We start from the raw sequence: 23,237 nt of genomic DNA on the forward strand, positions 1-23,237 counted from the left end.
GGAGCAGGCCGAGGATCTTGCCGGCGATGCCGCCGAGGACCAGACGGAAGAAGATCTTGCCCATGGTCAGGCTCGGCGCTGTGTGACCAGGTGCGCGAAGTCCGCCAGGTAGTCCCGGGCACACTTGTCGAGCAGGAAGGCCGGGGGCAGCAGATTTGCCCGCGGCGCTCGGTCCGCCGTCACCTTAAGCACCACGTCGGCAAGAGCGTCTGAGTTCGACGTGTCGACCTCGTGCATGACCCGGCTCAGCGCCTCGGATCGGATCGACCCGGCCGTGACGACGCAGGGCAGGCCGCTGGCCAACGCCTCCAGCACCGCCATCGGAAGCCCTTCCAGTCGCGCGGTGGTGAGCAGTGACACGTCCGCGGCCGAGTAGTAGTCGGGCACCGCGTCCGCGTCCACCCGTCCGGTGAAAACGACCATCTTCTCCAACTGGAGCTTGCGGACCAGGCCGCGCAGCCGTCCGTCGTCCGGGCCATCGCCCACCATGAGGAACCGGAACCGGTCGCCGAGGCCACGGTCACGGAGGGCCGCTGCCGCCTGCAGGGCACGGTCGACCCGCTTCTGCACGTGCAGTCGGCCGATATAGCCGACCAGTACCGTCGCCTCGTCGATTCCCAGAGCGCGTCGGATCCGGTCCCGGGCCGCGCGGTCAAAGGCGTGGTCCTCGGCCCGGACGCCGTTCGGAATCAGGCGGATCTTGCCTGGCAGCGTCGACCAGTTCTGTGGCGCCGCGGTCAGCGACTCGACCACGTTTTCGCCGACCGCGATCAGGCGGTCGAAGTCGCGATACCGGGCAAGGTCGCGGACCAGCGAGAGGGCGTTCTTGGGCGTACCGGCCAGGGAACGCGCGGTGGGTGCCCGCAGCTTCGACCCGAGTTCCATGGCGGACGTGCCGTGGGCCTGGAGCACGAACGGCGTGTGCGGGTGCAGGGCCCGCTCCCGGACCACTGAGTAGGAGCCGGCGCTGACCGAGAGAACCACCCCCGGTGGGGTGCCGATCGCCGCCCAGTGGGCCCGGGACTCCTCCCACCAGGCGCGGGAGTAGTGGCCCGGCCGGGTGCCGGCCAGCGGCGTCACCTGGACGCCGTCCTCTGTGAACGCGCCGGTCCGGCCCGGAATCGCCGTGGTGACCATGTGCACCCGCGGTACGTTCCTGGCCCACTCGGCGGCCAGTCGCCAGGCGAGGGTTTCCATCCCGCCCGTGTGATGGTGCGGCGTCGACCGGGAATGGATGAGAATTGACTCGATCACAGCAGATCCCTGTACAACGACTCGAGTTTCTCGGTCTGCCGGCGCAGGTTGAACCGGTCCTCGACGGTCTGCCGCCCGACCTTCCCGAACCGGTCGCAGAGGTGCTTGTCCCGCAGCAGTTCGATCAGCCGGTCCGCGAGCGCGGCGACATCCCGCTCGGGCACCAGGAAGCCGTTCGCCCCGTCGGTCACCGCTTCCGGTATCCCGCCGTGGAGAGTGCCGATCACCGGCTTGCCGGAGGCGGCCGCCTCCAGGAGGACCATGCCCAGCCCCTCCTGGTCACCGTCCTGCGCCGTCACGCTCGGCAGGCAGAGCAACGTCGACTGGCTCAGCCACTGGAGGGTAACGCTGTGCTTCTGGGTGCCCAGGAAGCGCACCGATGCCTCGATGCCGAGTTCCCGGGCGAGCGCGCCGAGCGGGTCGCGGAGCGGACCCTCACCGATGAGCGTCAGCTCCGCACCGGGAATCGCCTTCCGCACGTCAGCGAAGGCCCGCAGCAGGTATTGCGTTCCCTTCTTTTCCACCAGCCGCGCGACGTGCAGGATGCGGGGCACCTCGACAGGACCGGTGGGCTGGATGGCGTCGACGTCCACGCCGATGGGCAGTACGCGGCACCGATCCGCGGGGTATCCCCACTCCACCGCGCGGCGGCGGATGTGCTCGGACACGCAGACGAACACCGCGCCCTCAGTGAAGAGGGAGTTGCGGAAGGTGACGTAGTTCAACCACGACGGCTTCTTCGAGGCGAACATCTTCGCCCGGGTGACCGTGACGTCGAAGCCATGCAGGGTCGTGACCAGCGGTACTCCCAGCGCCTTCGCGGTGGGGACCGCGTACACCCCCTCGACGCCGAAGTGGGCGTGCAGCAAGGCGGTGCCGCGCTCCGCGAGGGCGCCGGCCAGTGCCTCGGAGCGGCGCGTCAGCGTGTACGACAGGACGGCCGGCTTGCCGAACTCCGCGACGCTAAGCGATTCGGTCCCAGGCCGGTCCGGAACCAGATCCCGGCCCACGAACAGCGGTCGGAAGCTGCGCATCGCCAGCGCCTGGCTCGGGATGAACGTCTCCGAGGGCAGGAACTGTTGATGTCGAAGGATTCCAACGGCGGGTAGTCGCATGATCGTTCGACTCCTCGCGGCCGCCCCCGATGAGGAAGGCGACCAGCAGCGAAAGGATAGGTATGAGGTGGATGTCACCGAAAATCTCGGTGTTGTCACCCAGCCCATGAATGAGCGTCCAGGCGATGGCCGCGGTGGTCCAGAGCGCGAACGCTCGGTGTCGAGGCTCGCCGTTCGTGACGACGCGGACGGCGAGCCGCAACGCGAGCGTGAAGAACGCGGCGGTCAACACCAGGCCGACCAGACCTGTCGCGGCCCACGCCGCGAGGAGGACGTTGTGCGGCGGGAAGCTGCGGTAGATGCCGTGCTCTCGCGCGTATGTCCCGAAGCCGGCGTCCCAGCCGCCGTAGCCGAGGCCGAGCAGCGGGTCACGCAGGAACGCCTCCGCGCCGAAGCCCCAAATGGCCGCCCGGTCGCCGAAGGACTTGGCCAGCGCATCGGTGAAGCCGAGGTTGACGGCGAGCAGCACGGCCGCGACCGCGCCGAGCAGACCGGCACCGCCCAGCCCGAGCAACAGTTGACGGCGCCTGCGGCCGGTCGGCCAGTGGCGGACGCTCTGTCGGGCCGGCCCCGACCCGCGCGTAGGGGCGAGACGTTGGACGGCGAGCACGGTCGCGGGTAGGGCGACCGCGAGGATCGTCGCCGATTTCGAGCCGGTGATCGGCACCGCCGCCAGCGCGACGAAGCCCACCACCCGCGTCCACCGATCCCGGGTGACAGCCGCGACGGCGAACGCGGCAATCGCGTTCACACCGAGGAACAGCCCGGCGACATTCGCGTTCACGAACACCCCGCCGGACTTCGCCTCGTCGAAGACGTTGTTGGGACTGTCCCCAAACAGGGCGGCGACGGTGTTCTGCCCGGCGACGATCCCACCGACGGAACGCAGGAACGCGTCCTCCACGCCAGGTAGGACCCGGAAGGTGAGCACCATCGCCGCCTCCACCATGACCCAGGGCCAGTACCAGCGCGCCAATCGGCGCAGCAGATCGGCGTCCTGACGGACAGCCTGGAGCATCAGCGTCAGCGTGACGATGAACTGGCCGAGCAGCGCGATCAGCGGCAGACCGGCCCGTGGATCCGGCGACCAGACCAGCGCGAGCATCCGTACCACGAGCAGCGCCACCAGGACGCGGAAGAAGCCGAGGCGGAGCAGGTCGACGCCCGAGCCGCGACGGGCCGCAAGGAGGACTCCCGGAGCCAGCAGGATGGTGACCACCGTCGACGCAGCGATGTCGGTGCTGCCCTTGGGTAAGAGGTAGAACTGCGGCAGGGCGAGAAAGAGCACCAGGCAGGCCGCGGCCGCCGGCGTCGATCCGGTCGCGATCGCCCAGGATGCGGCCGAGCGTGCCCTAGCCACGGGTGCCTCCAGTCTCGCCGGCAGGCCGCGCCACGACCTCGGCGGCGCGTCGTGGCATGCGATGTGCGATGTCCCGCAGGAGGCCACCCCGCGAGCGCCAGCCGAAGTCGCCGGCATACCGGACACGGGCCTCGATCACGTCGTCCGTGCTAGGGCGGATCGTCGCCAGCACCTGGCCGACGAAGTCGCCGGTGGAGCTCGCGGCGGTGATGTGCTTGGTGGCCCGCGCCGCCTGTACGACGTCGGGGATGGGGGTGCTGACCACGTTCAAGCCGGATGAGAGGTACTCATAGCACTTGAGCGGGCTGACGCCGACGGTGTAGTCGTTCAGCGCGTACGGGATTAGCCCGACGCTGCAGGTGCCCGCGGCGGCGGCGAGTTCGTCGAGGGTCAGTACTCCCAGGTACCTGGCGCCGAGCCGTTCGAGTTGGGCCAGTTCGCGGTCGAACCCGCCGCCGCCCGCCGCGATCGGGCCGGCGAGAAGAAGCTCGCCGTGCCCCTGAAGTGCGGTGGTCAACGTGCGCAGCAGTTCGAAGTCCAGCTTGTGTGGCGAGAGGTTGCCCGCGAACAGTGCTGCGGGAAGCCGCTGCGCCGCCGGCTGGCTCGCGGCGGAGAAGACATCGATCTCGGCGACGTTCGGCAGCGTGAGGACCTCGGTGAACCCGACGTCGCTCAGGTGGGCGGTGACGGCCCGGCTGGTGCCGATGGTCAGGTCGGCCAGCTCCGCCAGGTGCCGCTCGCCGGCGGACACGGCCGAGGCGTCGATGCCGGGAAAGGCCTGAAGGATGTCGACGCAGTGGTAGAGGGTGAAGTCCGCGTACTGCTCCAGGCCGTACGTGACGGGCGTGAACGTCCAAAGAATCCGAGGGCTCGGGCTTCGTCGCCATTCGGCCACGGCACGTTCCAGGAGGAGTCGGTTCGGCAAGCGGGTTGGCCCCTGATGGATCGGCACGATGAGCGGCGAGATGACCGTGGCCCGTTCGGGGATGGGACGGTAGGCCGCCGTCTTCTGATGGCCGACGACAGAGTGTCGCAGCCGCTTGGCGATGCGGGTGACGTCCTTCGAGTCGAGTCTCACTCGACGTAGACCCAGAGATTCCACGAAGTAGGTGTCCGAGTCACGGGCCAGTTCCCGTACGACGTAGTGCTGGTTCGTGGCGATCTCAGCATTCCACTCGGCGGTGCCCAGGACGAGGATCGTCGGTGCTGCCGACCCGGCTCCGGAGAGGGGGTCCGGCGGCGAAGGTGGTGTCGTCACGTGTCTCTTCCGGATTCGTCCGGCCACATGTTCGCGCTGCGGCCGCAGGTGTGCAGACCGCGCGGCAGCGGTGGTGCGTGCACGACAGGACGCACTCCGCTACAACCCGATCCCCGTTCGGTTGGGTGCGTTTCGCCAGTCGCGACGGTGGCCGGGCGCACCCGCAGACGACGGCAGCGAGGGCCGCCCCGTCAAGCCGGGGTTAATAGACCTCAGTGCCGGCCGTTCTGTCAATGATGGACCGGACTGCCGGACCGTCCGGTGACGATGCCGAGAAGCTACGTCAGAACGCTACTCAATCCTTCTGTAGGCTTTTGGGATCAGATGGGCTACTCGGAGCACGGAGGAAATAGCTCTTTGGTCAGATCCTGTCGGCGTGGGAACGGTCCGGGCCTGTCGCCGGACAACGGTGACACTCCTTACTGTGGACGTATGACCGACGACATCGTCCTTCTGCTTCGGCGGGCCGGTTTCGGCCCCACCGCGGCGGAGGTGGGCGCCGGAAGGCAACTCGGCTACGCGGCGACGCTGACGGGGGTGGTCGCCCCTGCCGGGCCCGATGTCGGCGCGACCAGCGCACCGGTTCCCGACCTGGGCCCCGATCCGTTCACCCGCCTGCCCCGGCCGACGGACGCTCAGCGGGCTGAGGGAGACCGTCGGCGTACGGAGCAGACGGTGTCCCTCGCGCGCTGGTGGCTCGATCGGATGACCGTGGCAGACCACCAGGCGGTCGAGAAGTTGGTGTTCTTCTGGCACGGGCACTGGGCGACCTCGGTGGCGAAGGTCCGCAGCCCGCAGCTCATGCTCGGGCAACTGCACGCGTTCCGGGAGGCACGCGACTTCGCGGAGTTGGCCCACCACATGGTGCTCGACCGGGCGTTGGTCTACTGGCTGGACGGGCAGCACAACAAGAAGACGGCACCGAACGAGAACCTCGCCCGGGAACTGTTCGAGCTGTTCATGCTCGGTGTGGGGCGGTACACCGAGCAGGACGTCAAGGAGGCTGGCCGCGCACTGACCGGCTGGCGGGTCGTCCTTGACCGTGAGTCGTTGGTCTCCGATCCCCAGCACCGCGACACCGGCCGCAAGAAGGTCCTCGGCGTCACCGCGAACTTCGACGCGAACAGTCTCGTCGACCTTCTGCTGGAACAACCGACTTGCCGGCGGTTCATCGCGTCCCGGCTGTGGTTCCGGTACGCCTCGCCAACCCAGCCCATCCCGGAGCGCACCCGTGACGCGATGGCGGAGGCCTTCCCGGCGCCGATGGCGATGCTGCGAGTGCTCTTCGCCGACGAGGCGTTCCAGGCGACTCGCGGGACGATGGTCCTGCAACCCGTCGAGTGGCTGGTCGGCGCGATGCGTCAGCTGGGGGTCCGGCCGGCCGCCATGCCCGCGCAGGTGTTCACGCAGATCTACTGGGCGATGGAAGCGCTGGGTCAGCGTCCGTTCGCGCCGCCGAGCGTCGGCGGGTGGCCGGCAGGTGCTGCCTGGCTGACCTCGGCCGCAGCCCAGGTCCGGTTGAAGATCGCCAGCATGCTTGTCGGCCTGGTGCAGCCCGGCTCCCTGACACCGGAAGCCGTGGCGCAACTGCTCTGCGTCGAACGATGGACCAACCGGACGTACGCCGTGCTGCGCGACGCCCGAGATGACCGAATGAAGCTGACACTCGGGTTGGTCAGTCCCGAGTACCTGGTGACCTGACCAGAGTGGATGTGTGGACATGGATGCGTTGACCCGACGGCGGTTCCTCATCTCGTCCGGGGTTGTCGCCGGTGGCGCGCTGGCGGCCGGCGCGGGAGTGCTGGGCTTTCACGAACTGCTCAAGAGCGGTGAGAAGACCAGGGCCGGTGATGCCCAGGAGGGCCTGCCCACGCTCGTTCTGGTCACCCTTTACGGCGGCAACGACGGTCTCAACACGGTCATCCCGTACGCGGACCCGGCCTACCACAGCGCCCGGCCGGAGTTGGCGTACGCGCCTGGGCAGGTGCTGCACCTCGACGACGCGTTGGGCCTCAACCCGGTGCTGCGCGGAATGAGACGGCTCTGGGACGACCGGAAGATGGCAATCGTGCGTGGCGTCGGCTACCCGAAGCCGGACCGGAGCCACTTCAAGTCGATGGACATCTGGCAGACCGCGTCGCCCGGCACTCCCGCTCCAACCGGCTGGGTGGGGCGCTGGCTCGACGCGACGAACGCCGCCACCGAGACGGCCGTCAGCTTCGAACCGGCCCTACCGCCAATGCTGGTGGGTAAGTCCCGCGTCGGCGCCTGCGTGAGCTACCGAGGGCTCACCCTGCCGCCGGGCGTCCCGCCCGCCGTCGTCTCGGCACTCGGCCGGGCTGAGCCCTGCGAGTCGGAGATGCAGGCGCGGGCAGCGGCCAGCTACGCGGACCTCATCACGATGAACCGTGTGGTGCAGGAAGCCGCGTCCGGAACCGACGAGCATGGCCATACCGGTGGGAGTGCCGTCCAGGCGACCGGCACGGGCGGCGACAACGCACTCGTCGCCCAGTTGGCGCTCGTTGCCCGGTGCGTGGAATTCCAGGTGCCCACCCGGGTCTACTCGGTGAGTCTTGGCGGGTTCGACACGCACGCGGGCGAGCGCGTGTGGCAGGAGACGCTGCTCAAGAACCTCGACGAGGCGTTGAGCGGCTTCGTGGACCGGATGGGCCGCACCGAGGCCGGCCGACGGGTCACCGTCGTGGTCTACAGCGAGTTCGGCCGGCGGGTCCGGGCGAACGCCTCCGACGGAACCGACCACGGCACGGCCGGGCCGATGTTCGTCCTCGGACATGACGTGGCCGGCGGGCTCTATGGTGAGCAACCGAGCCTGACCGACCTGGATGACGGCGATCTTAAGGCGACGACGGACTTCAGGGACGTCTTCGGCACCGTGCTCGCCAGCGTGTTGGCCGGCGACCCGGACCGTTACCTCGGTGGCTACCGGGCCCAGTTGCTGCCGCTGCTCGTGCGCTGATGCCGGCCGTCAGCGGCCACCACCGCGGAACACCTCGGCAACGGTGCGGAGCACGACCTTGAAGTCCAGCCACAGCGACCAATTCTCGATGTAGTAATTGTCGAACCTCGCCCGGTCCGAGATCGGGGTGTCGCCGCGCAGGCCACTGACCTGGGCGAGCCCGGTGAGCCCGACGGGCACCCGGTGGCGCATCGCGTAGGTGGGGTACTCGACCGAGAACTTCTCCACGAAGTGCGGCCGTTCCGGCCGGGGGCCGACCACGCTCATCTCGCCGCGCAGGATGTTCCAGAGCTGGGGCAGCTCGTCGAGCGACGTCCGGCGCATGAACCGGCCGACCAATCCCACCCGCTGGTCGTGCGCGATGGACCAGTTCGTCTGCGACTCGCTCTCGTCGGTGGGCTGCATCGAACGGAACTTGATGACCTTGAATGGCCTGCCGTATCGGCCGATCCGTTCCTGGTAGAAGAAAATGCCCCGCCCACCGTCGAGGAACGTCGCAATCGCGCAGAGCAGCAGCACCGGGCTGAGGACGAGCAACGCCACCGCGGCGAAGACCACATCGGACGCCCGTTTGACAGCCCATCGCGGGCCGGAGAGCTTGGTATCACCGATCTTGACGATCGGTATCGCGCCAATGTGGTCGGGATATCCGCCCAGGGACCGGGATCCCCAGAGACGCGGCACCGCCCAGAGGTCGGAGCGCGAATTGACCGCCCGCAGCAGGATGTCCATCAACGCCGACTCGGAACAATCCGGATCGGCGATGATCAGGACATCGCATTCGAGCATGTCGGTGAGCTTTTCGAGATCGTCCAGGGTGCCGATCAACGGAACCGACCCGACGCCCTCGCCGAGTGCGACGTCGACGCAACCGACGAACCGCAGGCCGTACTGCGGGTAGCGACGCAGCAGCCGGGCGAGCTCCAGACCGACCGGGCCGCTACCGATGATGATGGTGTTGTGCTCCACCCACCGGCGCTTGCGGGCGACGATGGTGAACGCCCTGCTGAAGGCCCGGCCGACGATCACCAGGCTGGCGGAGAGCGCGACGCCGCGCATGAACCCGCCCACGTAGTGCACCGAGTCGTGACGCTCGGCCGCGATGATGGCGACCACGGCGGCGGAGGCCAGCAACCGTCCGCAGATGCTCGGCAGTTCGTCCAGAATGCCGACGTGCCGCCGGGCCCGGTAGAGCCCGCCGGACGCGAAGATGGCCACGGCGAGCGCCGCGTTGGCCAGCGTCCCCCGCCAGTAGTTCTGGCTCAGCAGCAAGGGGACCAGCAGCGCGGCGACGTCGATGGGTGCCGTCAACATCCACGCCCGCAGCCAGCGCGTCCTCTTCGATGCGCGGGATCCCGCGTACGGCAGAACCGCTGTCGTGTCCATACCGGAGCGGACGGACGCTCTCGCCGACACCCTCGGCGGGTCGGCGACAGAGCTGCTGTCCGCATCGTGGTGCGCCTCCGCCTGCGGCGGCGCGTCGCCGAACTCCGTCCGTCTCGCACCCGGATAACTCATGACCGGTTGGCTCGACATGGTGATCCTCCCCCGTGAGCCCTCCGGCGCAAATTCATAGCCAGGGGGCGATCGCAGGTTACGACCGCGTCAGTTGCACCACCAGAGCCGGCACGGCAATCCTGTCTCCTACTTTGCGGCGGACGCGATGTCGGCCACCGAATCGCGGCGAACCGCGTCGAAGACACGTTGCGCCTTGCCCTTGTCGGCGATCACGACGCTTTCACTGCCGATTTGGCCCGTCCCCTTGGTGGGGCAGGTGAAGAACGCGAGGTTGCCGCCCCGGAGATGACGAAGCTCCATCGACAGGTCGACCAGGGACAGGGAACGGTCGACGGCCACCGAGTTGGCCGTGGCCTTCACGAAAGAGTTCAGCTTGGCGGGATTGGCGAGCACACCGCCGGAGGCTGCCTTGTCCAGAATGGCCTTGATGACCTGCTGCTGATGCTTGATCCGGGTGAAGTCGCCGTTGGCGAAGGCGTAACGCTCGCGGGCGTAGTCCAGGGCCGCGGCCCCGTCCATCGTCTGCCGGCCCTTGGTGAACTCGCGCCGACCATCGGGATTGAGCGAGTGGGTCGAGGTGAAGCTCTGCTCCACGTCGATTTCGACGCCGCCCAGCGCGTCGACGATCTCCTTGAAGCCGGAGAAGTCGACCATCGCCACGTGGTCGATGCGGACGTTTGTGAACTCCTCCACCGTCTGGACCATCAGCGGGACACCACCCCACGCGTACGCCGCGTTGATTTTGGCGTCGGTGCCGCCGCGCCCCTCCTTCGACTTGGGCACGTGCACCCAGGTGTCGCGGGGAATGGAGATCAGCTGAGCGCTGGACCGGTCCTTGGGGAGATGAGCCAGGATGATCGTGTCCGATCGGGAGCCCGAGCTGTTCTCCGTGTCGCGGGAGTCGCTGCCGAGAATCATGATGTTCATGGCGCCGGTCGCCACGGGCTGGGGACGTGACTCCTCGGGAACGTCGCCGAATGCGTCCACCCGCTCGATGTCGGAGTTGATGGATCGGAAGTAGAGCCCGCTCGCAACCACGCCACCGCCAGCGAGCAACGCCATGACCACGAGGGTGATCAGGACGATCCGTTTCCACCGCCGCCGGGGCCGCGGCGACGGGGCAACGATCTGCTCGCCACCATCTGGCTGCCCAGGGTCGACCGGCCCCGAGTTCGTCGGGAGGTTGAGTTCTGCGGTCTGGTCTGCACGCGCCATAGGGGCGATGCTACTGATTCACGTTCCGGCCCGCGTACCCTCGTCCGGCCAGGAACGCCCGCCGATGGTGGGAGGACCGTCGACCGGCGATCGGTGACATTCCCAGCCATCGTCCGGTTGGAACTGGTAAGAACCCACCCGTAGACGCGACGAAGCTCCGACGGGCCATCGCCCGCACACATCTCGCGCCGGTCGCCGCCGTTCGCCCGGGTCGCCCGCCACGACGCCAAGGTGCTGCGCATCTCCGCCCGGTGGCTGGCCACCTCCCGTGAGCATCACAACTACACGTACGAGCTGACCATATTCAGCCGCAACCACCTGGTCTGGTTCGTCAGCATGGTCTGTGACCGGCCGGTCAAGGCGGTCCGCGGGTGGCTCGACAAGATCGAGTCCGACCATGAGCTGCGCCAGCAATCGAGCGGGCCGCCGCGGGGGCCACCCGGCGCGAACTGGCCGACAAGCGGGTCCACTATGCCCGCCGCATCGGGATACGCGATCGTCCGCGCCACCCGCCCCTCGCACGTGGTCGAGACGGGTGTCGACAAGGCACTGGGCATTTGCGTCCTGGCCGCCCGCCGGCAGTGCAACGCCAGCCACCGGTGCCCCGGCGACGGCATCGGCATGGCATGGTGGCCGGGTGCGGCTGACCTCGATTCACACGTACCCCGTCAAGGGTTGTCACCGCCTCGACCACGACGGCGCGTTGGTGCAGCCGTGGGGCCTGGCCGGCGACCGACGCTGGATGGTGGTGGACGCCGACGGCGTCGGCGTCACGCAGCGGGAGACCACGCGGCTGGTCAACCTGCGCGCCGTCGTGCGACCGGGCGGCCTGGTGCTGCGCGCGGACGGGCAGCCCGACCTCGACGTGCCGGAGCCGGCCGGCGGCGATCCGGTGGCGGTACGGACCTTCCGCAGCCGGACGATCCCGGTCTGGGCGCTGCCCGCCGGCGCGGCAGCCGACGCCTGGCTCGGCGCGCTGCTCGACCGGCCCGTCCGGCTCGTCTGGCTGGCCAACCCGGCTCGGCACGTGGCTACCGACGCGCGTGAGCACGACACCGGCGACCAGGTGAGTTTCGCCGACACCTACCCGCTGCTGCTGACGAACGCCGCCTCCCTCGACGCCCTCAACGGCTGGCTCGCCGACGCGGGGGAGGAGCCGGTGCCGATGACCCGGTTCCGCCCCAACCTGGTCGTCGACGGTGCGCCGGCCTGGGCCGAGGACGGCTGGGCCGGCCGGTCGCTGCGCATCGGCGACCTGCGGCTGCGCGCCGCCGGACCGTGCGATCGCTGCGTGGTCACCACGACCGACCAGGAGACCGGGGTACGCGCGAAGGAACCGTTGCGCACACTCGGCCGCTACCGCAACGTCCGCCAGAAGCTCCTCTTCGGACTGCACCTGGTGCCCGTCGACGGTGGTTCGTTGCGGATCGGCGACCCGGTCGTCGTCGAACCCTGACCGGCCAGCGTCCCGGCCGTCACCGTCCGTCGATGCTGTCTTAGCTTTCGCTTAGCCGGCTTGTCCGGCCGCACGTGGGTCCGGCAGCATCGCCGACGTGACCGACGGAAGCGCTCCCGGCGGCGTCGACAGCAGGGGCATCGACGGTTCCGCCATCGGCGTCAAGGACGTCGACATCGAACTCGACCTGGACCGTGCTCCGGACGAGCGGCTCGCGTCCCCGTCCGGCCCGGTGCCCTGGCTGGTCGCAGCCGGGGTCACAGTGCTCGCGGCGGTGCTCGGGCTCACCCTGGCCCTGCGGTCCGGCTCCTCCCCGGCCTGCGCCGCCGGCCGGACGCTCGCCGCCGCGCCACCCACCGGCACCGCCACCCACAGCGGCAAGGCGACCTTCTACGACTCGAAGGGCGCCGGCGGCAACTGCTCGAACCCGGCGGCGCCAGCCAACCGGCTCTACGTCGCGCTCGGCCCCACCGAGTACGCCGCCGGCGCCGCCTGCGGCGGTTTCCTCGACGTCACCGGCCCGAAGGGCACCGTCCGTGTCCTGATCATGGACCAGTGCCCGGAGTGCGAGCCGGGACACCTCGACCTGTCCCGGGAAGCGTTCGCCCGCATCGCCGACCCGGTGCAGGGCCTCGTCCAGGTCACCTACCGCGCTGTGGTCAACCCGCCCCTGCCCGGCCCGCTGAGCTTCCGGATCAAGGAGGGCGCGTCGCAGTTCTGGTTCGCCGTCCGGATCGGCAACCACGGCAATCCGCTGCGCGCCGTCGAGGTGCGCCAGGGCGACGACGGCCCGTGGCGCGCAACCGCCCGGCAGGACTACAACTACTGGCTGCTGGCCTCCGGCGCGGGCCCCGGCCCGTACAGCGTGCGGGTCAGCGACGTGTACGGACACCGTGTCACCGTGTCCGGCATCCGGATGGCACCCGGTCAGGTGCAGTCCAGTGTGGTGCGGATGTACGAGCGTGGCGTCGTGGCCAAGACCTCGCGCCCGTCCGCGACGGCCCGCCCGCCGGCAGCCCGACCCAGCGGTACGCCGACATCGGCACGCCGGCCGGCCGAGGTGGCGAAGGCGAACGCCCCGGCCACCCCGGTCGCCGACCGGCCCTCCACCCGACCGGCCGGGGCAACCGCCCGCTGGTGCGGCTGACCGGTCTTCTTGTTGCCGGTCTTCTTGGTGCCGGTCTTCTTGGTGCCGGCCGGCGTGGCGCGGCGGGGCCGGCCTTCCTGCTGCGGACTTGCGTGGTGCGGCCGGACGGCTTGGTGTGGCTGTCCGGCCTGGTGCGCTGGCGGCCTGGTGCGGCCGGCCGCTCAGCCGGTTGGTGTCAGGTCGAGCCACATGAGGATCTCGTCGCGGTCGTCGCCCGGCGCCACCCGCAACGCGCCCGGCAGCCGACCAATCTCCCGATACCCGAGACGACGGTAGAAATTGTCCAGCCCCAACCCGTCGCGCACCGTCACGTGCAGCGCCTCGTGGCCCAACTCCCGACCCAGCCGGGCGGCCTCGCGCATCAGCGCCGACCCGTGGCCCGCACCCTGGGTGTCCGGGTGGATCATCACCCGCTTCAGCACACACCAGTGCGCCTTGAGGCCGAACCGGTTGTCGCTGAAGACCAGTACCGCAACAAGCCGGTCGCCGTCGTAGCCGACCAGCAGCCGGTCCGGCCCTTCCGCGATGCCCGCGAACGTCGGGTCGGCGATCGTACGGACATCGGTGGCGGTGACCGGCGGTACGAAACCCACCGCGCCACCGGCGTTGCTGACGTCCACCCAGAGAGCGACGATGTCGGCGCGCAGCCGTGGGGTCAGTTCGGGATCAAGGACGAAGCGCAGACTCACGGCGCCCATCCTGACCCGGCGGCCAGTCTCCCGGCCCATGATCGTGACGCGTTCGACAGCCAGCCCTGATCGAGCGGCGCTAATTCGTCCACCGACGATGTTGTTTTGTGGGGCCGGCGGGATTCGAACCCGCACTGGTACGGACCTAAACCGCATGCCTCCTGCCGTTGGGCTACGGCCCCTTGAAGCTGTACTCCACCAGCGTCCAGGGCCATTCTGGCCGATGAGGCAGCCGCCTGCCTATCCGGAAGCCCGTGGGAGTAACCGCCTCAGGATCGTAGACCACCTCGTCATCGGCGAGGGCAGGCCGTCGCTGTCCGGCATACGTGGAGGTCTGGCTGTGGCAGTTGGGGCACAGCAGCCGGAGATTGCGCGGCCGGTTGTCGAGAAAGTCGCCGTTGATGTGGTCAACGTGCAGTGTCAGCTTGGCGCCTTGCCACGTCGACCCGGTGCCGCACACCTCGCAGCTTTCCGGAAGGCCGATTGTTGCCAGGGCGCGTTTGAGTCGAATGCCTGGGATCCGACGGGAGCCCGCGGGCAGCACCACGAGCAGATCTTCGGGAGACCGCCGGCGCCAACGTACGCCTCGGTTGTGTGCCTGGCCGGTGAAGTGCGAGGTGTCGATGCCGAATCTCTTGAGCTGCCGGCTGATGTGCGCGTGCGAGCCACCGCTGACCCGGACGCCGAGCAGTCGCATCACCTCGGTGATGTTGCGCGCTGCGGCGGCTGCCTGAGCGAGCGCCTCCGGCGTGTACTTGTACCGAACCATTGACGCACGGTAACGGGACCGTACGACAGGTTCAGTCCAGGCCGAGGTCTCGGCGGAGCTTGGCGACGTGCCCGGTGGCCTTGACGTTGTAGAGCGCCCGTTCGATCTTGCCGTCGGCGTCGATGACGAAGGTCGAGCGGATCACGCCGGTGACGGTCTTGCCGTACAGCTGCTTCTCGCCGTACGCGCCGTAGGCGGTGAGCACCGACCTGTCCACGTCCGACACCAGTCCGAAGGTGATGGCGTCGCGGTCGCGGAACTTCGCCAGCTTCTCCGGCTTGTCGGGGGAGATGCCAACCACCTCGTAGCCGGCCGCTTGGAGCGAGGCGAGCGAGTCGCGGAAGTCGCACGCCTGCTTGGTGCAGCCGGGGGTCATCGCCGCCGGGTAGGCGTACAGGACGACCTTGCGGCCTCGCAGGTCGGCCAGGGAGAGCTGGTCGCCGGTATCGGTGGGGAGGGTGAACTCGGGCGCGGGGTCACCGGGGGAGAGGCGGTCGGGCGCGGTCATGACCCGACCCTACCGCCGGGCATGCCGGTGTCGGCGTCGGCGGCGCGCGCCGGCCCGTTGATCGACTCGCCGTCCGGTGAGCCGGCGGTCCCGAGCCGTGGCACGCCACTCGCCGGCACCGGCAGGACGATTTGTCGGATCCGCGCCATCCTGTGGCAGCGGCATGAGCAGATCTTGGACAGTTTCCGTCAGCCGCTGACGGAAACTGTCCAAGATCTCGGAGCGGACGGCCGGTTGGGCGTGCAGCGCCGATGCGGTCACGTGGACCCCCGACATCAAGCACGGCGAGTCGATCAACGGGTCGGCCCGCGACGTCGGGGCCTGCCGAAGGTGATCAAGACCATGCGTTGTTGCCAGAGTCTGGCAACAACAACTCCTAGGAAATAGGCTGACCCCGCCGGTCCCGGACGGGTCCGCTGACGCGTGGGAGGTCGCGTGGAAACACTGGCGATGCACATCTCGAACGGGATCATCGACGGTCCCGTCGCGGCGGTGTTCGCGGCCCTGGCGCTCGCCGCGCTCACCGGTTGCGTCCTACGCGGCCGGCGGGACCTGGACGATCGGCTCGCCCCGATGGCCGGCCTGGTCGCGGCGTTCATCTTCGCCGTCCAGATGCTCAACTTTCCGATCTTCACGGCCGGGGTGAGCGGTCACCTGCTCGGTGGCGCGCTCGCCGCGATGCTGGTCGGGCCGTGGGTCGGCGCGCTCTGCGTGGCCGTGGTGCTCGTCGTGCAGGCGCTGATCTTCGGCGACGGCGGTGTGGCGATGCTCGGCCTGAACATCACCAACATGGCGCTGCTCGGCACCGCCGCGGCGTACCTGCTGATCGCGGTGCTGTTGCGGGTGCTGCCCCGCACGCGGGCCGGCCTGGCCGTCACCGCGTTCGTCGCGGCGCTTCTCAGCGTGGTGGTCGCGTCCCAGGGCTTCGTCGTCGAGTACTGGCTGGGCGGCACCACCGACCTGGGCGGCAACCTCGCCGGCCTGGCCGGCACGATGGCCGGCGTGCACCTGCTGATCGGCATCGGCGAGGGCCTGATCACCGCGACCACCGTGCTCACCGTCGCGAAGGTGCGCCCCGACCTGGTGTACGCGCTGCGCGCGCTGCCCGCTCCCGCCACCCCCGCCGTCCCGGTCTCCGGAGGTGTCCGATGAAGAACCGTTCCTGGGCGTTCCTGGCCGGCGGTCTGCTGATCGCGCTGCTGCTCGCCGGTGTCGTGAGCAACTACGCCTCGTCGCACCCGGACGGCCTGGACTCCTCCCTGCTCAAGGGCTGCACCGTCGACGCCGACGACAACATCGTCGGCGGCAGTTGCCCGGCGCAGCAGGCCCGTGAGCACGAGCTGGGGGACAGTCCGCTCGCCGACTACGGCGTGCGGGGCATCCGGAACAGCTTCGTCTCGACCGGCCTCTCCGGGGTGCTCGGGGTGCTGGTGACCTTCGCGATCGGCGGCGGTGGCTTCTGGCTGCTGCGCCGCCGGGGCGGCGTGTCGACCAGGGGCGACGACACGTCCACCGCGTCGACCGCCGGCGACGACACGTCCACCGCGTCGACCGCCGGCGACGACGACGCGACGGGGGACGCGGTCACCGCCGCGCGCCGCGCCGGCGCGGCCGGCTGAGCAGGAGGTACGCGGATGGGTGCCGGTCACGGGCACGTGCTGTACCGCGAGTCGACCTCGCCGGTGCACCGGCTCCCGCCCGAGGTCAAGATCGTCGCGATGGTGGTCTTCACGATCGCCGTGGTGGCCACCCCGCGCGAGGCGTTCTGGGCTTTCGGCGCGTACGCCCTGCTGGTGGCCGCGGTGGCGGCGCTGGCCCGGGTGGGGCCGCGCTGGCTGCTCAGTCGCGCGCTGATCGAGCTGCCGTTCGTGCTGTTCGCGGTGGCGCTGCCGTTTCTGGGCACCGGCGAGCGGGTCGAGGTGCTGGGGCTGCGGCTGTCCGAGGACGGCCTGCACGGGGCGTGGAACATCCTGGCCAAGGGGACCCTCGGTGTCCTCGCCTCGCTGCTGCTCGCGGCGACCACCACCACCCGGGACCTGATCGTCGGGTTGGACCGGCTGCGCTGCCCGCAGGTGCTCACCCAGATCGCCACGTTCATGCTGCGCTACCTCGACGTGCTGGTCGGGGAGGCGCGACGGATGCGGGTGGCGCGGATCTCGCGGGGTGACGACCCGCGCTTCCTGTGGCAGCTGCGCGGCTTCGCCGCCGGCATCGGAGCGCTGTTCCTGCGTGCCTTCGAGCGCGGTGAGCGGGTCTACCTGGCGATGCTGTCGCGGGGCTACACGGGGCGGATGCCCGCGGTGTGGCAGGGCGACGGCGCGGCGACCGCCGGGCAGTGGCTGGTCGCGGCGACCGTGCCGGTGGTGGCGGCCTCCATCGCCGCGACCGCCGTCGTGCTGACATGATCGGTGTCGTGCAGACCGCCCTCTCGCTGGACGTTCGTGGCGTCCGGTACGCGTACCCGGACGGGCACGTGGCCCTGCACGGGGTGGACCTGACGGTGCCGCGCGGCGACCGGGTGGCGCTGCTCGGGCCCAACGGCGCCGGTAAGACGACGCTGGTGCTGCACCTCAACGGCATCCTCACCCCGACCGAGGGCAGCGTGAGTGTCGGCGGGCTGACGGTCACGCCGGATCGGGCGACCCTGGCCGAGGTGCGTCGCCGGGTGGGCATCGTCTTCCAGGACCCGGACGACCAGCTCTTCCTGCCCACGGTGGCGGAGGACGTGGCGTTCGGGCCGGCCAACCTGGGCCTGCGCGGCGCGGAGCTGGCCGCCCGGGTGGACGAGGCGCTGGCCGCCGTCGGGATGAGCGAGCATCGGGCCCGGGCGCCGCAGCACCTCTCGTTCGGGCAGCGCCGACGGGTGGCGGTGGCGACCGTGTTGGCCATGCACCCGGAGATCCTGGTGCTGGATGAGCCTTCGTCGAACCTGGACCCGGCGGCCCGGCGCGAGTTGGCCGAGATCCTGCGCGGCCTGCCGGTGACCCTGCTGATGGTCACGCACGACCTGCCGTACGCGGCGGAGCTGTGTGAACGCTCGGTGATCCTGGACGGCGGCCGGATCGTCGCGGACGCCCCCACCGTCGACCTGCTGAGCAACGAGCCTCTGCTGGCCCGCCACCGTCTGGAACTCCCCTACGGCTTCACCCCGCGGGCGTAGCCCCGCGCTGGGCGTCCGCCGCCTCGGCTGATCGTGTCGCGGCGCGGGAGGCGGCGTGTAGGCGGAGGACTCCGGCTGCTGTCGCGCCGACGCCGGTGATCAGGACTGCGGCCACCATGGCGCGGGCGACCTCGGGTGACCACGGCACCGGGGCGACCGACCGGCTGAACACCGCGGCGTTCGCCACGCCCGCGAAGAGGGCCAGGCAGGCGCCGGCCAGCGCCACCGCGAAGTCGGCCGCCGGGCGGCGGGCCAGCGCGTAACCACCTGCGGCGAGCGCGCCCAGGCCGGTGAGCAGTGCCCAGACCTGACCGCCCAGCAGCCCGGCGAGCACTCCGCCGACGCCCTGGGCGCCAGCGTCCAGCTCTCGCCCCACCGGGTAGAGCACGGCGACCGCGCCGCCGACGACCAGCAGCACGCCGACCGCGGACAGCGCCCGGGCGCCGGCCGTGGAGGCGGCGGCGAGCAGGCCGAGCGCGCCCACCGCGAGCAGACCGACGATGGTCACCGCCCACCAGGTGTACGCGTCCGGCGGTGGCACCCAGTCCAGCGTGCCGGCTATCTGCGCGGGGTCGGCGCCGTCGCGCAGCGGGATCGTCCAGTCCCGGACCCGGTGCTCACGCTCCGGCGCGACGCGTGCCGCGTCGGGTGGTGCCGACTCCTGCCACAGGGCCCGCTGGTCGTGCCAGCGCACGGTGGCCCCGTCGTCGACGCGCCGCCAGGACGGCGGGGCGGCCGGGTCCGCGTCGGCCGGCAGCGCGGTGTCCCCGGCGAGGGTGCGGTTGAGGTACGTGGCGGGGGACCGGCTGTTCTCGTACACGCCGTCCGGACCGACCCGCAGGTACGGCTCGCCGGAGTAGCCGATTACCTCGATCGCCCGGCCGGTGCGGTTGGTCAGCTCCAGTCGGGCGCCCGCCTCGATCACCCGTACCGTCAGGCCGGGCCGGGCCGGCGTGACGCCGGTGACGCGGGTGCGGTAGTCGGAGCCGTCCGGGGCGTCCGCGCCGTGCGCGGCGGCGGGCGCCGCGCTGAGCAGGGTCGCCGCGCAGGCGGTGGCAGCGATCAGTGTGGCGCCCGCCAGCAGGGTACGGATCACCTGCCGGCCGCCGCCACGGCCGCGGTGAGGCCCTGCGGGCTGCGGTCGGCGAGTGGCTGGCCGTTGACCAGGACGGTGGGCGTGCCGGTGACGTCGCTGCGGCTGGCCTCCTCGGTGACGTGCTCGGTCCACGTCTTGTACGTGCCATCGGAGACGCAGCCCCCGAACGAGCCCCGGTCCAGCCCCACGCCGACGCCGGTGTCGATCAGCTCGTCGTCGCTGAGCCCGGCGCTGCCCTCGGGTGGCTGCTTGGCGAAGAGCGCCTTGGCGTACTCGCGGAACTTTCCGCCGGCCGCCGCGCAGCCGGAGGCGGCCGACGAGCGCGTGGAGTACTCGGTCGTGGAGAAGCGGTTGAGGTACGCGACCGGGTGGTAGACCACCTTCGCCTTGTTCTCGGCCACCAGCTGCTCCAGCGTCGCGCCGCTGCTCTGCTCGAACTGCTTGCAGACCGGGCAGAGGAAGTCCTCGTAGACGTCGACGGTGACCGGCCCGCCGCCGGTGACGATGCCGGTGCCGGCCTCGTTGACGCCGGGCGGGGTGGTGAAGGTGTCCGAGCGCTGGCTGGACCAGACGCTCCAGCCGACCAGGCCGGCGATGACCAGCACGGCGACGGCGGCGGCGGAGACCCAGAGCGTACGGCGGCGGCGTCGTTCGCGGGCCAGTTGCTCGCGGACCACCCGGGCCGCGTCCCGCTGCCCCTTGCGACTACTCATCCTCGTCCTCCACGGCCGGTTCGGCGGACAGCCACCCGTCCACCGAGACGGGCGTACGCGGCCAGATCGCCAGAAATCCGGCCAGCACCAAGAATCCCAGGTCCCGGAGGATCTCCGGGAGGTAACTCGGGGCCTGTCCCTCGGCGAGCTGCCCGCCGCTGCCGAAGCAGCCGCAGTCGATGGCCAGGCCACGCGCCCAGGCCGAGGAGATCCCCGCGATGAAGACCAGCAGCAGCGCGACGGAGATGGCCGCGCTGAGCCGGGTGGCCAGACCGAGCAGCAGCAGCACGCCCAGGGCCAGCTCGACGAACGGCAGCGCGGCGCCGATCACGGTCGCCACGTCGTACGGCAGCACCTGGTAGGCGTTCACGGCCCGGCCGGAGGCGGCCAGGTCACCGACCTTCGACGCCCCGGCGACCAACCAGACGGCGGCGAGGCCGAGGCGGGCCGCCGTGCTGAGCCAGGGGCGCACGGCCGCCCAACGGCCGGCCCGGATGGGGGGTGCGGTCACGGTCATTTGTCGTCCCGTCTGCTCCGGAAGTTCCGGGCTCAACCGGTGAGGGCGTCGCCGACGGCCTCGACCAGCTCGTCGCGGGCCCGGGCGACGCGGGAGCGGATGGTGCCTACCGGCACCCCCTCGACGTCGGCGGCCTCGGCGTACGACAGGCCGAGCAGTTGGGTGAGCACGAACGCCGCCCGTCGCTCGGGGCTCAGCCGGCGCACGAGGTCGGCGGCGCCGAGCTGCCCGGCCGGGTCGGGATGCGGACGGTCGGTGTACGCGTTCGCGGCCAGCCGCTCGTCGAGACGGCGACGCCGGATCACCGTCCGCAGGTGGTCGGCGCAGGCCCGCCGGGCGATGCCGAGCAACCAGGTGCGGACACTGGACCGGCCCTCGAACGCCGGCAGGGCCCGAAACGCCCGCAGGTACGTCTCCTGGGTGAGGTCGTCGGCGCTGTCCGGGCCCACCAGGACGGCCGCGAAGCGCCACACCTCGGCCTGGGTCAGCCGGACGAACACGGCCTGGGCTGCGGCGTCACCGGCGCGCGCGCTCAGGGCCGACTCGGTCGCCGGGTCCCGGGCGACGTCACCTGTCGCACCGGCGGCACCGGAGTCACGCGGGACGGGGATCACGACACACCAGGCTACGCGCCGCCGGGTGTGACGTCAGGGTCCTTCGGCCCTTGGATGGTCTGCGCCACGTCGGGAACTTTTCCCCGCCGCCGGCCGACTACCTGCTCATGACACGCGACCTCTCCTGCGCGGCGCTGGCGGCTGGCCGCAGGTGAGCCGATCCTCCGCCTCGGGTCGCCGACATCCAGGTCCGTCGGCGACCATGGCCGGCATGACTGTCGCACCCCGCCGCTGGATCGCCCGGCTGGCCGCCGCCGCCGGCCTCCTGGTCACCGTCGTCGCCCTGTTGATCGCGCCAGCCACCCCGGCCAGCGCCCACGCGGTGCTGTCGAGCAGCAGCCCGGCCGCCTCGTCGGTGGTGCCGAGCGGGCCGGCCGAGGTGGTGCTCACCTTCAGCGAGTCGGTCCGCAAGGTCCCCGACAAGATCCGGGTCATCGCGCCGGACGGCACCCGGGCCGACCGGGGCGAGCCGTCCTTCGAGGGCGCCGTGGTCACCATTCCGGTCGACCCGGCCGGTCAGCGCGGCACCTACCTGGTGACCTTCCGGGTGATCTCCGCCGACAGCCACCCGGTCTCCGGCGCGTTCACCTACTCGGTGGGCGCGCCGTCGGCGCCGCCGGTCGACTCCGGCAACGACAGCCGCGCCGACCCGGTGGTGGAGAACGCCGTGAAGGTGGCCCGTTTCCTCGGCTACGCCGGCCTGGTGCTGCTGGTCGGGCCGGCGCTGGTGCTCGCCGCGCTGTGGCCGCGCCGGCTCTCCCGGCGGGGTCCCACCCGGCTGGCCTGGGTGGGTCTCTCTCTGGTGGCCGTGGCCACCCTCGCCGACCTGTGGTTGCAGGTGCCCTACACCGCCGGTGGTGGCCTCTTCGAGGTGACCGGCGAGGGGTTCGGCAGCGTGTTCGGCAGTGCCTTCGGTGCCGCCCACCTGGTCCGGCTCGGCCTGTTGGCGGCCTCGGCGTTCCTGCTGCGCCCGCTGCTGGCCCGCCCGGCCGGCCGGGCCGACGCGATCATCCTGGCCGTGCTCGGCGGGGCGGCCCTGTTGACCTGGCCGCTGGCCGGGCACCCGGCGGCCTCCCCGGCGCCGGCGGTCTCCGTGGTGGTCGACGCGGTGCACCTGGGCAGCATGGCGGTCTGGCTGGGCGGCCTGCTGATGCTCGCCGTCTTCCTGCTGCGCCAGGCCGACGAGCGGGAGTTGGGCGCGATCCTGCCGATCTGGTCACGCTGGGCGGCGCTCGCCGTGTCGGCCCTGCTGCTGGCCGGCACCGTCCAGGCGCTGATCGAGGTGGCCACCCCGGACGCCCTGTTCAACACCACGTACGGGCGGCTGCTGCTCGCCAAGATCGGGCTGTTCGCGATCGTGATCGCCGTGGCCGCGTACTCCCGGCAGTTGGTCCGTCGACGCACGGCGGCCCAGCGACCGGCGCCGGTGCGCCGGGCGGTCCTGGTCGAGTTGGCCGTCACAGTGGTGGTGCTGGGGCTGTCGGCGACGCTGGTGCAGACCACGCCCGCCCGCACCGCCGTGGCCGGGCCGTCCGGCACCCAGGCCGGGCTCTTCTCCACCACCCTGACCAGCTCGCTGTTCACCCTCCAGGTCGAGCTGGACCCGGCCGAGCGGGGCAACAACTCGGTGCACCTGTACGCGTACACCAAGGACAACCAGCCGCAGCCGGTGGCGGAGTGGCGGGCGACCGCCGCGCTGCCCTCGGCCGGGATCGAGCCGATCGAGCTGCCGCTGCTGCCGCTGACCGACAACCACTCCTACGGCGACATCAGCCTGCCGGCCGCCGGCGACTGGCAGTTGAAGATCACCGTTCGCACGTCCGACATCGACCAGGCCACGGTGACCGCCACCGTGCCCATCCGTTAGAGAG

General features: G+C 70.8%; 22 protein-coding genes and 1 tRNA gene. 9 read left to right on the forward strand and 14 right to left on the reverse strand.

The window, feature by feature from the left end; all coding sequences use genetic code 11:
- Positions 1–66: 66 nt before the first annotated feature.
- The 4 genes from ACFYPH_RS04490 to ACFYPH_RS04505 are packed head-to-tail and all read right to left on the reverse strand — an operon-like array spanning position 67 to position 4,987.
- Complete coding sequence (locus ACFYPH_RS04490; RefSeq protein ID WP_387178897.1) at positions 67–1,197, reverse strand: glycosyltransferase family 4 protein; 1,131 nt, start codon at positions 1,195–1,197, stop codon at positions 67–69.
- Between the two features lie 53 nt (positions 1,198–1,250).
- Complete coding sequence (locus tag ACFYPH_RS04495) at positions 1,251–2,288, reverse strand: glycosyltransferase (RefSeq protein WP_387178900.1); 1,038 nt, start codon at positions 2,286–2,288, stop codon at positions 1,251–1,253.
- Positions 2,218–3,729 (reverse strand): O-antigen ligase family protein, encoded by a 1,512-nt coding sequence (locus tag ACFYPH_RS04500; RefSeq protein WP_354855147.1) that lies wholly within the window; start codon positions 3,727–3,729, stop codon positions 2,218–2,220. The genes ACFYPH_RS04495 and ACFYPH_RS04500 overlap by 71 nt, the downstream gene beginning before the upstream one ends.
- The gene (locus ACFYPH_RS04505) at positions 3,722–4,987 is read right to left on the reverse strand and encodes a glycosyl transferase family 1 (RefSeq protein ID WP_355066930.1); all 1,266 of its coding nucleotides are present in this window, start codon (positions 4,985–4,987) and stop codon (positions 3,722–3,724) included. The genes ACFYPH_RS04500 and ACFYPH_RS04505 overlap by 8 nt, the downstream gene beginning before the upstream one ends.
- Before the next feature lie 432 nt (positions 4,988–5,419).
- Here ACFYPH_RS04505 and ACFYPH_RS04510 point away from each other — a divergent pair, with 432 nt between their 5' ends.
- Both ACFYPH_RS04510 and ACFYPH_RS04515 read left to right on the forward strand, forming a co-directional pair.
- Positions 5,420–6,688, forward strand: coding sequence for a DUF1800 family protein (locus ACFYPH_RS04510; RefSeq protein ID WP_354855149.1), 1,269 nt, complete (start codon positions 5,420–5,422; stop codon positions 6,686–6,688).
- Positions 6,689–6,707: 19 nt separating this feature from the next.
- On the forward strand, positions 6,708–7,964 hold the full coding sequence (locus tag ACFYPH_RS04515; RefSeq protein ID WP_354855150.1) for a DUF1501 domain-containing protein: 1,257 nt from the start codon (positions 6,708–6,710) through the stop codon (positions 7,962–7,964).
- Between the two features lie 9 nt (positions 7,965–7,973).
- Here the strand turns inward: ACFYPH_RS04515 and ACFYPH_RS04520 are convergent, their stop codons facing one another.
- Complete coding sequence (locus ACFYPH_RS04520) at positions 7,974–9,278, reverse strand: sugar transferase (protein ID WP_354855151.1); 1,305 nt, start codon at positions 9,276–9,278, stop codon at positions 7,974–7,976.
- A gap of 330 nt (positions 9,279–9,608) precedes the next feature.
- Entirely contained in the window at positions 9,609–10,697 is a 1,089-nt protein-coding gene (locus ACFYPH_RS04525) for an LCP family protein (protein ID WP_387178905.1), read from the reverse strand.
- 637 nt (positions 10,698–11,334) lie between these two features.
- Between ACFYPH_RS04525 and ACFYPH_RS04530 the strand changes: the two genes are divergently transcribed.
- Positions 11,335–12,153, forward strand: a complete 819-nt coding sequence (locus ACFYPH_RS04530; protein ID WP_387178908.1) for an MOSC domain-containing protein — start codon at positions 11,335–11,337, stop codon at positions 12,151–12,153.
- 97 nt (positions 12,154–12,250) lie between these two features.
- A complete protein-coding gene (locus ACFYPH_RS04535) occupies positions 12,251–13,300 on the forward strand; it encodes an expansin EXLX1 family cellulose-binding protein (RefSeq protein ID WP_387178911.1) in 1,050 nt (349 codons plus the stop codon).
- A gap of 161 nt (positions 13,301–13,461) precedes the next feature.
- Here ACFYPH_RS04535 and ACFYPH_RS04540 read toward each other — a convergent pair whose 3' ends face one another.
- The 4 genes from ACFYPH_RS04540 to bcp all read right to left on the reverse strand — a co-directional run bounded on the left by ACFYPH_RS04540 (position 13,462) and on the right by bcp (position 15,266).
- Positions 13,462–13,989, reverse strand: coding sequence for a GNAT family N-acetyltransferase (locus ACFYPH_RS04540; protein ID WP_354855155.1), 528 nt, complete (start codon positions 13,987–13,989; stop codon positions 13,462–13,464).
- Between the two features lie 108 nt (positions 13,990–14,097).
- A tRNA-Leu gene (locus ACFYPH_RS04545) sits at positions 14,098–14,171 on the reverse strand.
- A complete protein-coding gene (locus ACFYPH_RS04550; RefSeq protein WP_387178914.1) occupies positions 14,162–14,758 on the reverse strand; it encodes an HNH endonuclease in 597 nt (198 codons plus the stop codon). The genes ACFYPH_RS04545 and ACFYPH_RS04550 overlap by 10 nt, the downstream gene beginning before the upstream one ends.
- Before the next feature lie 31 nt (positions 14,759–14,789).
- Positions 14,790–15,266, reverse strand: coding sequence for a thioredoxin-dependent thiol peroxidase (gene bcp / locus ACFYPH_RS04555; RefSeq protein WP_354855157.1), 477 nt, complete (start codon positions 15,264–15,266; stop codon positions 14,790–14,792).
- Positions 15,267–15,701: 435 nt separating this feature from the next.
- On the opposite strand from bcp, the gene ACFYPH_RS04560 reads away from it, so the two are divergent.
- The 4 genes from ACFYPH_RS04560 to ACFYPH_RS04575 are packed head-to-tail and all read left to right on the forward strand — an operon-like array spanning position 15,702 to position 18,426.
- On the forward strand, positions 15,702–16,418 hold the full coding sequence (locus ACFYPH_RS04560; RefSeq protein ID WP_363940085.1) for an energy-coupling factor ABC transporter permease: 717 nt from the start codon (positions 15,702–15,704) through the stop codon (positions 16,416–16,418).
- Positions 16,415–16,885 carry a PDGLE domain-containing protein gene (locus tag ACFYPH_RS04565; RefSeq protein ID WP_387178918.1) on the forward strand — a complete coding sequence of 157 codons (471 nt, stop codon included), beginning with the start codon at positions 16,415–16,417 and terminating at the stop codon, positions 16,883–16,885. Before ACFYPH_RS04560 ends, ACFYPH_RS04565 begins: the two co-directional genes overlap by 4 nt.
- Before the next feature lie 15 nt (positions 16,886–16,900).
- Positions 16,901–17,671, forward strand: a complete 771-nt coding sequence (gene cbiQ, locus ACFYPH_RS04570) for a cobalt ECF transporter T component CbiQ (protein WP_354855160.1) — start codon at positions 16,901–16,903, stop codon at positions 17,669–17,671.
- Complete coding sequence (locus ACFYPH_RS04575; RefSeq protein WP_355066935.1) at positions 17,668–18,426, forward strand: ABC transporter ATP-binding protein; 759 nt, start codon at positions 17,668–17,670, stop codon at positions 18,424–18,426. The genes cbiQ and ACFYPH_RS04575 overlap by 4 nt, the downstream gene beginning before the upstream one ends.
- On the opposite strand, the gene ACFYPH_RS04580 is transcribed toward ACFYPH_RS04575, so the two are convergent.
- From ACFYPH_RS04580 to ACFYPH_RS04595, 4 genes are read right to left on the reverse strand one after another with little or no spacing between them, the layout of a single operon-like run.
- A complete protein-coding gene (locus ACFYPH_RS04580) occupies positions 18,410–19,522 on the reverse strand; it encodes a hypothetical protein (RefSeq protein ID WP_387178922.1) in 1,113 nt (370 codons plus the stop codon). The genes ACFYPH_RS04575 and ACFYPH_RS04580 overlap by 17 nt on opposite strands.
- A complete protein-coding gene (locus ACFYPH_RS04585; RefSeq protein WP_354855163.1) occupies positions 19,519–20,235 on the reverse strand; it encodes a thioredoxin domain-containing protein in 717 nt (238 codons plus the stop codon). Before ACFYPH_RS04585 ends, ACFYPH_RS04580 begins: the two co-directional genes overlap by 4 nt.
- Positions 20,228–20,752, reverse strand: coding sequence for a MauE/DoxX family redox-associated membrane protein (locus tag ACFYPH_RS04590; protein ID WP_387178925.1), 525 nt, complete (start codon positions 20,750–20,752; stop codon positions 20,228–20,230). The genes ACFYPH_RS04585 and ACFYPH_RS04590 overlap by 8 nt, the downstream gene beginning before the upstream one ends.
- Positions 20,753–20,784: 32 nt before the next feature.
- Entirely contained in the window at positions 20,785–21,366 is a 582-nt protein-coding gene (locus ACFYPH_RS04595; RefSeq protein WP_354855165.1) for a sigma-70 family RNA polymerase sigma factor, read from the reverse strand.
- A 202-nt stretch (positions 21,367–21,568) separates the two neighbouring features.
- Here ACFYPH_RS04595 and ACFYPH_RS04600 point away from each other — a divergent pair, with 202 nt between their 5' ends.
- Complete coding sequence (locus ACFYPH_RS04600; RefSeq protein WP_387178928.1) at positions 21,569–23,233, forward strand: copper resistance CopC/CopD family protein; 1,665 nt, start codon at positions 21,569–21,571, stop codon at positions 23,231–23,233.
- Positions 23,234–23,237: the final 4 nt, after the last annotated feature.

The sequence above is a fragment of the Micromonospora sp. NPDC005252 genome (assembly GCF_042872475.1).
Taxonomy (GTDB): domain Bacteria; phylum Actinomycetota; class Actinomycetes; order Mycobacteriales; family Micromonosporaceae; genus Micromonospora.